The organism is Micromonospora sp. NPDC048909 (genome assembly GCF_040649635.1).
GTDB lineage: Bacteria > Actinomycetota > Actinomycetes > Mycobacteriales > Micromonosporaceae > Micromonospora.
This window is the reverse complement of sequence record NZ_JBEZFU010000008.1, coordinates 259591-273410: the sequence shown is the minus strand read 5'-3', so window position 1 is coordinate 273410 and position 13820 is coordinate 259591. Positions and strand designations below refer to the sequence as shown.

Annotated in this window: 13 protein-coding genes; 8 read left to right on the top strand and 5 right to left on the bottom strand. The window is 73.2% G+C overall.

Annotation, left to right across the window (positions count from 1 at the left end; translation table 11 throughout):
• The first annotated feature begins 104 nt into the window (after positions 1 to 104).
• Both AB0C04_RS22695 and AB0C04_RS22690 read left to right on the top strand, forming a co-directional pair.
• Positions 105 to 791, top strand: coding sequence for a TMEM175 family protein (locus AB0C04_RS22695; RefSeq protein WP_357057740.1), 687 nt, complete (start codon positions 105 to 107; stop codon positions 789 to 791).
• Between the two features lie 165 nt (positions 792 to 956).
• Positions 957 to 2189, top strand: a complete 1233-nt coding sequence (locus tag AB0C04_RS22690; RefSeq protein WP_357057738.1) for a family 16 glycosylhydrolase — start codon at positions 957 to 959, stop codon at positions 2187 to 2189.
• Between the two features lie 48 nt (positions 2190 to 2237).
• Here AB0C04_RS22690 and AB0C04_RS22685 read toward each other — a convergent pair whose 3' ends face one another.
• Positions 2238 to 2864 (bottom strand): nucleotidyltransferase family protein, encoded by a 627-nt coding sequence (locus AB0C04_RS22685; protein ID WP_357057736.1) that lies wholly within the window; start codon positions 2862 to 2864, stop codon positions 2238 to 2240.
• Between the two features lie 72 nt (positions 2865 to 2936).
• On the opposite strand from AB0C04_RS22685, the gene AB0C04_RS22680 reads away from it, so the two are divergent.
• The 6 genes from AB0C04_RS22680 to AB0C04_RS22655 all read left to right on the top strand — a co-directional run bounded on the left by AB0C04_RS22680 (position 2937) and on the right by AB0C04_RS22655 (position 8535).
• On the top strand, positions 2937 to 3488 hold the full coding sequence (locus AB0C04_RS22680; RefSeq protein ID WP_357057734.1) for a 2Fe-2S iron-sulfur cluster-binding protein: 552 nt from the start codon (positions 2937 to 2939) through the stop codon (positions 3486 to 3488).
• A complete protein-coding gene (locus tag AB0C04_RS22675; RefSeq protein ID WP_357057732.1) occupies positions 3485 to 4474 on the top strand; it encodes a xanthine dehydrogenase family protein subunit M in 990 nt (329 codons plus the stop codon). The genes AB0C04_RS22680 and AB0C04_RS22675 overlap by 4 nt, the downstream gene beginning before the upstream one ends.
• Positions 4471 to 6567, top strand: a complete 2097-nt coding sequence (locus AB0C04_RS22670; protein ID WP_357057730.1) for a xanthine dehydrogenase family protein molybdopterin-binding subunit — start codon at positions 4471 to 4473, stop codon at positions 6565 to 6567. Before AB0C04_RS22675 ends, AB0C04_RS22670 begins: the two co-directional genes overlap by 4 nt.
• Positions 6568 to 6595: 28 nt before the next feature.
• Positions 6596 to 6967 (top strand): metalloregulator ArsR/SmtB family transcription factor, encoded by a 372-nt coding sequence (locus AB0C04_RS22665; RefSeq protein ID WP_350870064.1) that lies wholly within the window; start codon positions 6596 to 6598, stop codon positions 6965 to 6967.
• A complete protein-coding gene (locus AB0C04_RS22660) occupies positions 6964 to 7605 on the top strand; it encodes an SRPBCC family protein (protein WP_357057728.1) in 642 nt (213 codons plus the stop codon). The genes AB0C04_RS22665 and AB0C04_RS22660 overlap by 4 nt, the downstream gene beginning before the upstream one ends.
• A 414-nt stretch (positions 7606 to 8019) precedes the next feature.
• A complete protein-coding gene (locus tag AB0C04_RS22655; RefSeq protein WP_357057726.1) occupies positions 8020 to 8535 on the top strand; it encodes an NUDIX domain-containing protein in 516 nt (171 codons plus the stop codon).
• A gap of 78 nt (positions 8536 to 8613) precedes the next feature.
• Here AB0C04_RS22655 and AB0C04_RS22650 read toward each other — a convergent pair whose 3' ends face one another.
• The 4 genes from AB0C04_RS22650 to AB0C04_RS22635 all read right to left on the bottom strand — a co-directional run bounded on the left by AB0C04_RS22650 (position 8614) and on the right by AB0C04_RS22635 (position 13718).
• A complete protein-coding gene (locus tag AB0C04_RS22650; protein ID WP_357057724.1) occupies positions 8614 to 9990 on the bottom strand; it encodes a putative sulfate exporter family transporter in 1377 nt (458 codons plus the stop codon).
• Positions 9990 to 10136, bottom strand: a complete 147-nt coding sequence (locus AB0C04_RS22645; RefSeq protein WP_357057722.1) for a hypothetical protein — start codon at positions 10134 to 10136, stop codon at positions 9990 to 9992. The genes AB0C04_RS22650 and AB0C04_RS22645 overlap by 1 nt, the downstream gene beginning before the upstream one ends.
• 462 nt (positions 10137 to 10598) lie before the next feature.
• Entirely contained in the window at positions 10599 to 11648 is a 1050-nt protein-coding gene (locus AB0C04_RS22640; RefSeq protein ID WP_357057720.1) for an aldo/keto reductase, read from the bottom strand.
• A 114-nt stretch (positions 11649 to 11762) separates the two neighbouring features.
• Entirely contained in the window at positions 11763 to 13718 is a 1956-nt protein-coding gene (locus AB0C04_RS22635) for an ABC transporter ATP-binding protein (RefSeq protein ID WP_357057824.1), read from the bottom strand.
• Between the last annotated feature and the right edge of the window lie 102 nt (positions 13719 to 13820).

Genomic DNA, 13820 nt, shown 5'->3' with positions numbered 1-13820 from the left:
ATCCTCTGACCGCGCGCCCCATCTGTTCGACGCCCGGGCGGCGACGCGCCGTCCGAATCGGACAATGCGCCACCCGTGGTCGTCGCGGCGGATAGCCTGCCGCCATGGCCACAGCAGAGGAGCCCGGGCCGCCTGACGGCGGGCTCAGGATGTCCGAGACCGACCGGGTGAAGGCGTTCAGCGACGGGGTGTTCGCCATCGTCATCACGTTGCTGGTGCTGGAGCTGCGGGTACCGGAATACCACCACGGCGACCTGCTGACCGCGCTCGGCCACGAGGGCCCGTCCTACCTGGCGTTCGTGGTCTCCTTCGCCTACATCGGAGTGATCTGGCTCAACCACCACGCGCTGCTGCGACTGATCAGCGGGACCACCCTGGCGCTCAACTGGATCAACCTCGGCATCCTCTTCGGCGCGGTGATCATCCCGTTCCCCACCGCGGTACTGGCCTCCGCGTTCGCCGAAGGCGACACCGCCGACCAGCGGGCGGCCGTGGCGTTGTACGCCGCGTCAGCGGCCCTGATGTCCGCACCCTGGTTGCTCTTCTTCGGCTATCTGCACCGCCACCCGGCGCTGCTGGCGTCCGGCGTCGACGTCGCGCACGCCCGCGCGCAGCGCGCCCGCCCGATCACCGGGCTGCTCCTGTACGGGCTGGCCGGCCTGCTCGGCTGGTTCGTCGATCCCGTACTCGGGTTGGTCGGCATCATCGTCATGATCGCCTATCACGCGCTCACCAGCGAGGGCCTGCGCGCCGGCCCGCTCGGGCGGCTCGCCGGTGGGCGCCGGCGCTAGCCCCGTCGATCCAGCGGCCGGAGAGCGCTCTCTTGACACTGTTCAAACCGGTGAATAGATTGTTAATTGTCAATCTCCCCGGTGTCTTCACAGTTTCTCATCCGGTTGGTACGCCGAGGCGGGGCCGAGGTCCGGGGACAATCCGAGACCGCAGGGAGGCTCCCCGTGCGCAGAATTCGCGCCATCGCCGCGCTCGCCATCGCCGGCGTGGGGCTCAGCGTCGCGCTCACCGCGACCACCGAGGCCCCCGCCACGGCCGCACCCGGCGCGGTGACCTGGTCCGACGACTTCAACGGCGCGGCCGGCTCAGCGCCGGACGCCAGCAAGTGGCGCTACGACATCGGTGGCGGCGGCTGGGGCAACAACGAGCTGCAGTACTACACCAACAGCACCCGCAACGCGGCGCTGGACGGTAACGGCAACCTGGTGATCACCGCCCGGCGGGAGAACCCCAGCAACTTCTCCTGCTGGTACGGCAGCTGCCAGTACACCTCGGCCCGGCTGCTCACCGCGGGCACGTTCGCGCAGGCGTACGGGCGGTTCGAGGCGCGCATCAAGATCCCCCGTGGACAGGGGCTCTGGCCGGCCTTCTGGATGCTCGGCACCAGCAGCAACAACTGGCCCGACCGGGGCGAGATCGACATCATGGAGAACGTGGGCTACGAGCCGTCCACCGTGCACGGCACGCTGCACGGGCCGGGTTACTCGGGCGGCAACGCGGTCGGCGCCCAGACCTCGCTGCCCGGCGGCCAGGCGCTCGCCGACGCGTTCCACACCTACACCATCGACTGGGCGCCGGACTCGATCACCTGGTACCTCGACGGCGTGCAGTACTCCCGCAAGACCCCGGCCGACCTGCGCGGCAACCGGTGGGTCTTCGACCACCCGTTCTTCATGATCATGAACGTCGCGGTCGGTGGGAACTGGCCCGGCTCGCCCGACGGGAGCACGGTCTTCCCGCAGACGATGACGGTCGACTACGTCCGGGTGCAGGCCTGGGACACCGGCGGCGGAGGCGGCACCGGCGCGCCGATCGTCGGCATCGGCAACAAGTGTGTCGACGTGGCCGGGGCCAGCAGCGCCAACGGCACGGCGGTGCAGCTCTGGACCTGCAACGGCACCGCCGCACAGCGCTGGACCTGGGCCGGCGACGGTTCGGTGCGGGCGCTGGGCAAGTGCCTCGACGTGGCCAGCGGCGGCACCGCGAACGGGACCAGGGTCCAGCTCTGGGACTGCAACGGCAGCGGGGCGCAGCGCTGGGTCTTCTCCGCCGCCGGTGACATCGTCAATCCCCAGGCCAACAAGTGCCTCGACGCCACCGGAATGAGCTCCGCCGACGGCACCCGCCTCCAGATCTGGGACTGCACCGGCAGCGCCAACCAGAAGTGGCGGCGCTGATCCCCTCCCCACCCGGTTGATCATGCAGTTGTGGTGCCTGACCCAGCCTCATTCGCGGCTTTCGGTAGGCACCACAACTGCGTGATCGCCGGGGAGGGCGGCGGCGCGGGCCAGGTCGTGCGGGGTGTCCAGGTCGAGGGGGTGGCCGGCGTCGTCGCAGGGCACCTGGACGACCAGGTCGGGGCGGGCCCGTAGCAGGTCGCGGGCGCCCCGGTCGCCGGTGGCGTAGCGGTCCAGCAGCGGCCAGCTGGCGCGGCCCAGCAGCACGGGGTGTCCGGGCCGGCCGGCGTAGGTGGCCGTCGCGACGGTGGCGCCGGCGGCGTGCGCGGTGCGGACCCGACGGATCGCGGCCGGGGTGAGCAGCGGCTGGTCGACCAGCACCACCACGGCGGCGGCCACCCACTCGGGCATCGAGGCCAGGCCGCTGCGCAGGGACAGGCCCATCCCCTGCTGCCAGTCCGGGTTGTGGACCAGCTCGACGTCGGGCAGCGCAGGCAGTTCGTCGGCGCCGGCGCCCACCACCACGTGTACCGGCGCGCAGCCACCAGCCCGCAGCAGCCGCACCGCCCGTCGCACCAGCGGCTCGCCGCGGTACTCGACCAGCGCCTTCGGGCGACCGAACCGGCGGCCGGCCCCGGCGGCGAGCAGCAGGCCCGCCACGCTCTCGGCTCGCACCCGGCCTCCCTCCTTCCGGGAGCGTCCTGCCGGATTTCTCCCGCTTAGACCCGGTAAAGCTACTATGAACCGGTGCAGGAGGGGACCGGGAACGCCGCGACAGCCGACGCCGAGCGCTCGTCCCGGGTCGCCCTCACCGTCAACGGCACCCGGCGCGAGATGACCCTGGACAACCGCACCACGCTGCTCGACGCGCTGCGCGAGAAGCTGGGCCTGATCGGTGCGAAGAAGGGCTGCGACCACGGCCAGTGCGGCTCCTGCACGGTGCTGCTGGACGGCCGGCGGGTGAAGAGCTGCCTGATCTTCGGGGTCACCCTGGACGGCTGCTCGGTGCTCACCGTGGAGGGGCTGGCCGGTCCGGACGGGCTCTCCCCGTTGCAGGAGGCATTCATCGCGCAGGACGCGTTCCAGTGCGGCTACTGCACGCCCGGGCAGCTCTGCTCGGCCCGGGGAATGCTCGACGAGGTCGCCGAGAACTGGCCGAGCGCGGTCAGCGACGACCTCACCGGCCCGGTACGGCTGACCGAGGCGGAGGTCCGCGAACGGATGAGCGGCAACCTGTGCCGGTGCGCGGCGTACCCGCACATCGTCGCCGCGGTGATCGAGTCGGCGGCGTCCCGGTGAGGGCGTTCCGCTACCGCCGGCCGGCCGACGTGGACGAGGCCGTGGCGCTGCTCGGCGCGGACCCGGAGGCGGCCTACCTGGCCGGCGGGACCAACCTGGTCGACCTCATGAAGCTCGGCGTGCAGCGACCCGACCTGCTGGTCGACGTGGGCCGGCTGCCGCTCGACGGGATCGAGGAACTGCCCGACGGCGGGCTGCGCGTCGGCGCGACCGCCCGCAACAGCGACCTGGCCGCGCACCCGGTGGTCCGCCGGGACTACCCGGTGCTCGCCCGCGCGCTGCTCGCCGCCGCCTCCGGCCAGCTGCGCAACATGGCGACCACCGGCGGCAACCTGTTGCAGCGCACCCGCTGCGTCTACTTCCAGGACACCGCCAAGGCGTGCAACAAGCGCGAGCCCGGCACCGGTTGCGCGGCCCGGCAGGGGCAGAACCGCGACCTGGCCATCCTGGACTGGTCCGAGCAGTGCGTGGCCACCCATCCGTCGGACCTGGCGGTCGCGCTCGCCGCGCTGGACGCGGTCGTCGAGGTCGCCGAGGTCGGCGGAGCACGCGAGGTGCCGGTCACCGAGCTGCACCGGTCACCGGGTGAACACCCCGAGCGGGAGACGACCCTTACCCGCGGCGCGCTGATCACCGCCGTCCGGATCCCACCGCTGCCGGCCGCGCGCCGCTCGGCGTACCTGAAGGTGCGCGACCGCGCCTCGTTCGCCTTCGCGGTCGGCTCGGTGGCCGCGGTGCTCGACCTCGACGGTGACGTCGTACGCGACGTCCGGCTGGCCTATGGGGCGGTGGCCCACCGGCCGTGGCGGGCCTGGCGGGCCGAGGCCGCGCTGCGCGGGCAGCCGTTCACCCCGGAGCTGGCCGCCCGGGCCGCCGACCTCGAACTCGACGCGGCTCGCCCATTGCGGCACAACGGGTTCAAGGTGCCGCTGGTCCGGGCCATCACGGTCCGCGCGCTGACCGAGCTGGCCGAGGTGGCGGCATGAGCGCCGGCGCGGTGGGCCGGGCGCACCCGCGCCTGGAGGGCCCGGAGAAGGTCACCGGCACCGCGCGGTACGCCGTCGAGTACCCCGTGGACGACGTGACGTACGGGTGGGCGGTGCCGGCGGCAGCGGTACGCGGCCGGATCACCCGGATCGACCCGGACCCGGCCCTGGCCGTCCCCGGGGTGCTCGCGGTGCTGCACCACGGCAACGCGCCCCGGCTCGCCCCCGCGCTGGAGCCGGAGCTGCTCCTGCTCCAGGATCCGGCCGTGCACTACCGCGGTCAGCTGATCGCGGTGGTGGTGGCGGAGAACATCGAGGCGGCCCGGGAGGGGGCCCGGCTGGTCCGGATCGACTACGACACCGAGGCGCACAGCACCGTGCTCACCGCCGACCACCCGGGTCTCTACCGACCGGAGAAGGTCAACCCGAGCTACCCGACCGACACCAGCGAGGGCGACTTCGACGCCCGGTACGCCGCCGCCGAGGTGCGGGTGGACGCCACCTACCGGACGCCGGCCTACCACAACAACCCCATGGAGCCGCACGCCACCACGGCGCAGTGGCGCGACGGGCAGCTGCTGGTGCACGACTCCAACCAGGGATCGACGGCGGTGCAGGCCGCGCTGGCCGAGCTGTTCGAGATACCCCGGGAGTCGGTCCGGGTCATCTCCGAGCACGTCGGCGGCGGTTTCGGCAGCAAGGGGTACGCGAAGGCGGCGGTGGTGCTCACCGCGCTGGCCGCCCGGCACGTGGGCCGACCGGTGCGCCTCGCGCTGACCCGCCAACAGCTCTTCGGCCCGGTCGGTTACCGCACCCCGACCATCCAGCGGGTGCGGCTCGGCGCGGACGCGGACGGCCGGATCGCCGCGGTCTGCCACGACGCGATCAGCCAGACCTCCACGCTCACCGAGTTCGCCGAGCAGACCGCCGTCTACACCCGCAGCATGTACGCCGGCCCGCACCGGCGCACCACCCACCGCCTGGTGCGCCTGGACGTGCCGACGCCGTTCTGGATGCGGGCGCCGGGCGAGTGCCCGGGGGCGTACGCCCTGGAGTCGGCGATGGACGAGCTGGCCACGGCGTGCGGGGTGGACCCGGTCGAGCTGCGGATCCGCAACGACCCGGCGGTCGACCCGGACGAGGGGCACCCGTTCAGCAGCCGCAACCTCGTCGCCTGCCTCACGGAGGGGGCGCGCCGGTTCGGCTGGGCCGACCGCGACCCCCGGCCCGGCGTCCGGCGCGACGGCCGATGGCTGATCGGCACCGGGGTGGCCGCCTCCAGTTACCCGGCCCGGGCCCGGGCCGCCAGCGCGACCGCCACCGCCCGGCCCGACGGGAGCTACCTGGTCCGGATCAACGCGGTCGACATCGGCACCGGCGCGCGGACCGCGCTCTGGCAGATCGCCGCGGACGCCTTGGGTGTGCCGCCGGAGCGGGTACGGATCCTGATCGGCGACAGCGACCTGCCCCCCGCCGGCGGCGCCGGTGGGTCGATGGGCACCTCGTCGTGGAGCTGGGCGGTGGTGCGCGCCTGCGAGGGGCTGCGCGATCAGCTCCGGCACCAGTCCGGTGGGCCACCGGCCGAGGAGGTGACCGTCGAGGCGAGCACCGCAGACGAGGTCCGTGCCCAGCGGCCGATGGCGCGCTACGCCTACGGCGCACAGTTCGCCGAGGTCCGGGTGGACGCGGACACCGGCGAGGTGCGGGTCAACCGGCTGTTGGGGGTCTTCGCCGCCGGCCAGGTGGTGAATCCGACGACCGCGCGCAGCCAGCTCATCGGCGGCATGACCATGGGCCTGTCCATGGCGCTGCACGAGGAGGGTGTGCTCGACGAGCGGTACGGCGACTGGGTCAACCACGACCTGGCCACGTACCACATCACCGGCTGCGCGGACGTCGAGCGGATCGAGGCGTACTGGGTGCCCGAGGAGGACTCGGAGCTGAACCCGTCCGGGGTGAAGGGCATCGGCGAGATCGGCATCGTCGGCACGGCGGCGGCGATCGCCAACGCGGTGCGGCACGCGACCGGCGTCCGGGTGCGTGACCTGCCGATCCGCCTCGACAAGCTGCTCGGTGCTTCAGACTTGGCTTAATTAAGCCCGGACTGATATAACTTCTCGGGTGCACGCCTTCGATGTGCTGGGCGACCCCGTCCGGCGCCGGATCCTCGAACTGCTCGCCGAGGGCGAGACGACCGCCGGCGCCCTCAGCGCGGTGGTCCAGCGCGAGTTCGGCATCTCCCAGCCGGCCGTCTCGCAGCACCTCAAGGTGCTGCGAGACAACGGTTTCGCCACCGTCCGGCCGGAGGGGACGCGGCGGCTCTACGCGGTCGACCCGCGGCCGCTACGCGACGTCGACCAGTGGCTCGACCACTTCCGCCGGTTCTGGGCCCCGCCGTTGGCCGCACTGGCCACCGAACTCGCCCGCGGCAAGCGCGAACGGCGGCTGCGCGAGCAATCCACCGACTCCACCGAAGAGCAGGGAGAACGATGATGGACGTGACCGAGCAGATCAACGCCGTGCGCCGCCAGGTCGGCAGCCGCACGCTCGAGGCCGGCGAGGCCCGCGTGAGCACGCTCAGCCAGACGTACGACGCGCCACTCGAGGACGTCTGGGACGCCTGCACCAACGCCGAACGCATCCCCCGCTGGTTCATGCCGATCTCCGGTGACCTGCGGCTGAACGGCCGCTACGAGCTGCAGGGCAACGCCAGCGGCACCGTCGAGCGGTGCGACCCACCCAACAGCTTCGCCGCCACCTGGGAGTTCGGCGGCGAGGTGAGCTGGATCGAGGTCCGGTTCACCGCGCTCGACGGCGACCGGACGCGCTTCGAACTCGACCACATCGCGCACGTCGACGACGACCGGTGGGCCCAGTTCGGCCCGGGCGCGGTCGGCGTCGGCTGGGACCTGGCCCTGCTCGGCCTCGCCTCGTACCTGGCCGGGGACGGCTCCGGGGTCTCACCGGAGGAGGCCGAGGCCTGGTCGGCCTCGGACGACGGGCGGCGGTTCATCACGGCCAGCAGCGAACTCTGGGGCGAGGCGAGCGTCGCCGCCGGCACCGATCCCGAAGCCGCCCGCGGCGCCACCGACCGCACCACCGCCTTCTACACCGGCGTCCCGGCCGCCTGACCCGCCCGCCCCGCCCGCGCGGCGGGGCCCGGCCCGCGCGGTGCGGCGCGCGGTGCGGTGTGCGGTGCGGTGTGCGGTGCGGTGTGCGGCGCGATAATCGACTCCGTTTCGCCGAAGTGGCGTTATCCCGGGCTCCCGGATACCGCCACGTCGACGACCTGGAGTCGATCTCACCTCGACGGGCGCACCTCAGCCCCGGCGTCCTCGCCGCCCCCTGGAACGGCCCGTTGATCAACTCGGGTTCAGGGAAGTCGGGCTGTCCGGGCCGCGTGACAGCCCGACCTCAGGGAAGCTGAGCGACCTTGGGCGCCCGCCGACTGTCCGACCCGGAGCGCACGGTGGTCGTGCTCAGGTCAGCCAGCGAGATGTCCAGGAGCGGCGGCGCGGGACGGGGCGGGGGTAACGTGCTGCGGCATGACCGGTGCGCCGCACTCCCACTGCTCGTTCTGCGGGTCCGCCTATCCGGCGGCGTCCGGCTGGCCGCGGGTCTGCCCGGTCTGCGGGCAGACGGTCTGGCGTAACCCGCTGCCGGTCGCGGTGGCGGTGCTGCCGGTGCGTTCCGCCGCCGGCCTGGGCGTGGTGGTCGTCCGCCGGGACATCGAGCCGGCCCGGGGCCAACTCGCTCTTCCCGGCGGCTTCATCGAGTACGGCGAGGAGTGGAACGAGGCGCTGGTCCGGGAGCTGCGCGAGGAGACCGGACTGATCGCCGCGCCGGAGGACGCGACGCTCTTCGCCGTGCACGGCGCGCCCGCCGGCGGCACCATGATGGTCTTCGGCGTGCTGCCCGAGCAGCGCGCCGAGCAGTTGCCGCCGTCGGCGCCCACCGAGGAGGCGACCGAGTGGCTGGTGCTCACCGAACCGACCGAGCTCGCCTTCTCCACGCACACCCGGGTACTGGCCGACTTCCTCGCCTCCCAGGCCGCCCGCTGAACGGCACGCTGCTCGCCGCCCCCTGACGGCCGACCGGGTGCCCGGGGAGAGGCATGCGTCCCCGGGCACCAGGCGTGATCAGGCGGCGAAGTCGCGGAACAGCAGCGACGCCAGGCAGAGGGCGAGCAGCAGGTTGAACACCGTGGCGCTGGCGAACACGGCCACCGGCCGCCAGCCGGCCTCCCGCAGCGCGGTCACCCGCACCTCGAGGCCGATGCTCACGAAGGCCAGGATCAGGAACCACACCCGCAGGTCGTTGACGACCGCGATGGTGGCTTTGCCGTCCGAGCCGGCCGCGTCGAGGTACCAGGTGGCGATCACCGAGGCGGCGATGAACCCGAGCACGAACTTCGGGAACCGGTGCCACAGCTCCACCAGCTTCGGCCGGGCCGCGCCCGGGCGACGCTCGACCCGCAGCGTGAAGTACGCGGTGAGGGCCACCGCCACCACGCCCATCAACGCGTTCTGGGTGACCTTGACGATGCTGGCGATCTGGAGCGCCTCCTCCCCGGCGAGCGCCCCGGCCGCGGTCACCGCCGCCGTGGTGTCGATGTTGCCGCCGATCCAGGCACCGGCCACCGCCGGCTCCAACCCGAGCACGTCGGCCAGCCAGGGCAGGATGAAGATGGACGGCAGCGCGAAGACGATGACCAGGCTCGCGGCGTACGCCAACTGCTCCCGCCGGGCGCGCACCGCCCCGGCGGCGGCGATCGCGGCGCTGACCCCGCAGATCGACACGGCGGAGGCGAGCAGCGCGCGCAGCTTGTCGTCCAGCCCGAGCCGGCCGGCGAGCCACCAGGTGAACAGGAACACCCCGCTGATCAGCAGAACCGCCTGGGCGATCGCGGGGCCGGCGGCGCTGGCGATGACCGCGAGGTTGATCGAGGCGCCGAGCAGGACGAGGCCGGTCTTGATGAAGAACTCGGTGCGGAACGCGGCGGCGATCCTGTCGCGCAGCCCGGACAGCGTGACCGCCGCGTTGCCGAGCAGGCCGAGCAGGATGGCGTAGACCGGGTACTCGATCGCGGCGGCGACGTCCTCCAGCGCGGTGCCCTCGGCGAAGACGGGCACGTTCTGTTCCAGGTAGCGGGTCAACGCGGCCAGGCCGAGCACGATCAGCAGGCCGAGCCCGGTCCAGGCCCAGAAGGCGCCGGAGCGGGGGCCGGCCGGAACGAGCGGCGGGCCGGTGGGGTCAGGCCGGGCCTCGGCGGCCTGGTCGGTCGGATCGGGCCGGGTCTCGGCGGCCTGATCGGTGAGAAGGGTCCGGGCTTCGGCGGCATGGTCGGGCCGGGCCCCGACGGTGGGGACGGGCCGGGCCTCGACGGTGAGGTCGGGCTGGGTCCTGGAGGCGGGATCGGCCGTGGGAGCGGCGACCGCGTCGGCGGCTACGGGGCTGCGGTCGGTCGCGTCGGCGGGGGTGCCCGGGTCCGTGGCGCGGGTGGCGTCGGTGGTCATCAGGGCACCAGCCCGGTGGGGACGACGCCGAGCAGCACCAGCCCGAGCAGGAGCAGGCCGAGGAGGGTGGCCGCCCAGTCCTCGTTGAGGGCGAAACGGCTCTCGGGCGCGGTAGGGGGTGGGGACGATGGTTCGTCGATGCTCATGAGGTGTTCCTTCGCGATTGCGGCAACGCAGGCGGCAGGGAGGCGGAGGGCGGGGCACGGGCAAGCCGTGGCGCTGGCCGGCTCGGCCCGACCGGCCGGGTCGAGCCGGCTCAGACCGAGCGGCAGCCCGGCGGCGAGCCGAGCAGCGGCCCGGCATCGAGCCGGGCGATGCGGGATCTTTTCGGGCACCGCCCGGCGACCGGGGCCGTCGGCAGCAGCGCCACCGGACCGAGCCGGCCGGTGGTGTCAGGCCGGCCGTCGGCCGGAGCCGGTACAGAGCCCGGAGGCGACCCGCATCAGGTCGACGACCCGGCGGGAGATGAGCAGCAGACCGATCGGCACGCGCCCATATTCCTATTTACCCGATAGGAATACAAGACTCGCCCAGCATCCGGACAACCGGCGAAGGAACGCGAGAGGCGGGGCGTACGCCGCCCCGCCCTGATCGTCGCGGGCGAACCGTCAGGCCGCGGCGCGCTCGGCAGCCGGGCGCCGACGTCGGGCCGGATCGGTCAACGCCGGCGGACGCCAGACGCCGTCCGGGGCGTAGAGGTTCGTGCCGGGCGGCACGATCTCGTCGATCCGGTCGAGCGCCGCGTCGTCGAGGGTGAGCGTGGCACCGGAGAGCAACCCGTCGAGCTGGGCCATGGTGCGCGGTCCGATGATCACGGAGGTGACCGCCGGATGGGCAGCGGGAAACGCCACCGCCAGCTCGGGCAGCGTGCAGCCCAGCCGCTCGGCCAGACCGGCCAGTTCCTCGACCGCCCGATACTTGGCGCCGTTGCCGGGGATGGCCGGGTCGAAGCGGGCCGGCGTGAGGGCGGCCCGCCCACTGGTCAGGTCGACCGGCCGGCCGTCGCGGAACCGTCCGGAGAGGAAGCCCGAGGCGAGCGGGCTCCAGGTCAGTACGCCCATGCCGTAGCGCCGGCTGACCGGGAGCACGTCCGCCTCGATGCCCCGGGCCAGCAGCGAGTAGGGCGGTTGCTCGGTGCGGAAGCGGCCGAGCGCGCGCCGCTCGGAGACGTGCTGCGCCTCGACGATCTCCTCCGCCGGGAAGGTCGAGCAGCCGAAGGCGCGGATGGTGCCGGCGCGGACCAGGTCGGTGAGGGCGCCGAGGGTCTCCTCGACGTCTGTGGTGTGATCCGGGCGGTGGACCTGGTAGAGGTCGATCCAGTCGGTGCCCAGCCGGCGCAGGCTGTCCTGGACGGCGCGCATGATCCAGCGGCGGGAGTTGCCGCCCCGGTTGCGCCCCTCCCCCATCGGGAAGTGCACCTTGGTGGCGAGCACCACCTCGTCCCGGCGTCCGCGCAGCGCCTTGCCGACGATCACTTCGGACTCGCCGGCGGAGTACATGTCGGCGGTGTCCACGAGGTTGATCCCGCGGTCGAGGGCGGCGTGGATGATCCGGACGCACTCGTCGTGGTCGGGGTTTCCCACCGAGCCGAACATCATCGTGCCGAGTGCGTGGACGCTCACCTCGATGCCGGTGCCGCCGAGAACGCGGTAACGCATGCCTGTGCTCCCTGCCGTCGATAACACCCCCGGCGAACCCGCCGTGGTGCGCCCACGCTAGGAGTTCGTGTGCACTGGAAGTCAACGCCGGACCGATGCCCCCGGGCGGGCGGCTCAGCGCGGCACACCCCGCTCGTCCTCGGGAGAACGGGCGAGGTAGCCGCTGGCCTGGAGTTCGAAGAGCTCCCGGTAGAGGCCACCGGCCGTCATCAGCTCGTCGTGGCTGCCCTGCTGGAGAAGGCGGCCCCGGTCCATCACAAAGATCCGGTCGGCGTGCCGGACGTTGGCGAGCCGGTGTGTGATCAGGACGACCGCCCGGTCCGGCCGGCGGCGCAGGTGCTGGAAGAGCGCGTGCTCGGCCCGGGCGTCCAGCGCCGCCGAGGGCTCGTCGCAGATCAGCAGGGTGGCGTCGCGGTAGAGCCCGCGCGCGGCCACCAGCCGCTGCCACTGCCCGCCGGAGAGGTCCTGGCCGTTCTTGAACTCCCGGTCCAGCAGGGTGTCGTAGCCGTACGGCAGCCCGGCGATCATGTCGTGCGCGGCGGCGGAGCGGGCGGCGTCCTGCACGGTCGGTCCCGCGCGCCCCGGCTCCCGGTCGTGCCGTCCGATGCGGATGTTCTGCCCCGCCGTGAACGGGAACTTCCACCACTCCTGGGTCATCACCGCGACGTGCGCGCCGAGCAGCCGGGGATCCAACTCGGCGGCATCCACCCCGTCCCAGCGCACCGCCCCGGCGGTCGGCCGGTAGAGGCCGGCGATGAGCTTGGCCAGCGTGGTCTTGCCCGAGCCGTTCTCGCCGACCAGCGCGACCACCTCGCCCCGGCGCACGGTGAGGCTGACTTCGTCGACGGCCGGCCGGTCGGTGTCCGGGTAGTGCAGGCTCACCCGGTCGAGCGTGATCGCGTCGAACCCGTCGACCCGGCCGTCGCCGACGGCCGCGACGCGGCCCCGGGCCCGCTCCAGGAAGTCGCGGTAGTCCTGGTAGTAGAGGGCGTCCTCGTAGAGCGAATTGGTGGCGAGGACCGCGACGCCGAGACTGGTCCGCGCCGACTGGAGGGCGAGCAGCGCGGTGGCCGCCGCGGCGAGCGCCACCAGCCCACCGAGCAGCAGCGCGCCGAGGACCGCGTAGAGGCCGAAGGTGGCCAGCCCGGCGATGCTCGCCCCGATCACCCGGGTGCCGGTCTGCGACCGGACCAGCCGCAGGTGGGCCCGGGTCTCGACGGCCATCATCGCCCGGTACTCGGAGAGCAGGAAGTCGCGCATCTGGTAGACGCGCACCTCGGCGGCGGTGTGCCGGTTGGCCATCAGGTGCGCGAGCATCCCCATCCGCCGGTGTCGGTTGATCCGGGCCAGCATGGCGAGGTACTGCCGGCGGGCCATCCGGACCGCGGTGACCGCCTGCGGCACCGCGGCGAGCAGCAGGCAGGGCAGCAGCACCGGCTGGATCACCGCCACCGCCGCAGCAGTGGCGAGCAGACCGACCACGCCCGTGACCAGGTCGACGGTGTGGTCCACGATGTACGCCGCCTCGGTCATCCCACGTTCGCGGGCCCGGTCCATCTCCTCGGCGAACCCGGCGTCGTCGAAGGCGGCCAGGTCGACGGCGGTGGTGGTCTCGAAGAGCCGCAGCTCCACCGCGTAGTTGATCTGCGGGGTGAGCCGGGCCTGCGCCCAGCCGGCCGCGATCAGCAGGCCGCCACGGGCGAAGACCGCGACCGCGGCCACCAGCAGGGCCGGCATCGCGGCCCGGACCCGGTCCGGCGTCGGGCCGACGGCGAACAGCTCACGCAGGACGTTGGTGGTGGCGAGCAGGCCGAACGTGGTGAGCACCCCGGCGGCGACGTTCAGCCCGATCGAGGCGACCGTGTCCCGCCGGCTGGTGCCCCAGGCCAGCGCCACCGCCTCGCGGACCAACCGGGGCAGCCGGCGGGCCACCGCCCAGAAGCTGGTGTGCGCGAACTCGCTGGCGTGGTGCATCCAGGCGTAGTCCTCCAGCTCCGGGAGGACCGCTGCGGCGTCGTCGGCCGACCGCTGCGGTGGGGCGTCGCCGGACGGGGGACGCTGACGGGCCATCGACTCCACGGCGCCTCCTCTGGCGGCGGTATCGCCGGGAGCCTACGGTCCGCGATCGTGTCGTGTCTGCCTGTCATCGGCGTGTCGAACGACTGTGCCAAC

Coding starts and splice junctions, on each gene's coding strand:
- AB0C04_RS22695 (WP_357057740.1), top strand. CDS start 105: ATGGCCACAGCAGAGGAGCCCGGGCCGCCTGACGGCGGGCTCAGGATG.
- AB0C04_RS22670 (WP_357057730.1), top strand. CDS start 4,471: ATGAGCGCCGGCGCGGTGGGCCGGGCGCACCCGCGCCTGGAGGGCCCG.
- AB0C04_RS22660 (WP_357057728.1), top strand. CDS start 6,964: ATGATGGACGTGACCGAGCAGATCAACGCCGTGCGCCGCCAGGTCGGC.
- AB0C04_RS22655 (WP_357057726.1), top strand. CDS start 8,020: ATGACCGGTGCGCCGCACTCCCACTGCTCGTTCTGCGGGTCCGCCTAT.
- AB0C04_RS22650 (WP_357057724.1), bottom strand. CDS start 9,990: ATGACCACCGACGCCACCCGCGCCACGGACCCGGGCACCCCCGCCGAC.
- AB0C04_RS22645 (WP_357057722.1), bottom strand. CDS start 10,136: ATGAGCATCGACGAACCATCGTCCCCACCCCCTACCGCGCCCGAGAGC.
- AB0C04_RS22640 (WP_357057720.1), bottom strand. CDS start 11,648: ATGCGTTACCGCGTTCTCGGCGGCACCGGCATCGAGGTGAGCGTCCAC.
- AB0C04_RS22635 (WP_357057824.1), bottom strand. CDS start 13,718: ATGGCCCGTCAGCGTCCCCCGTCCGGCGACGCCCCACCGCAGCGGTCG.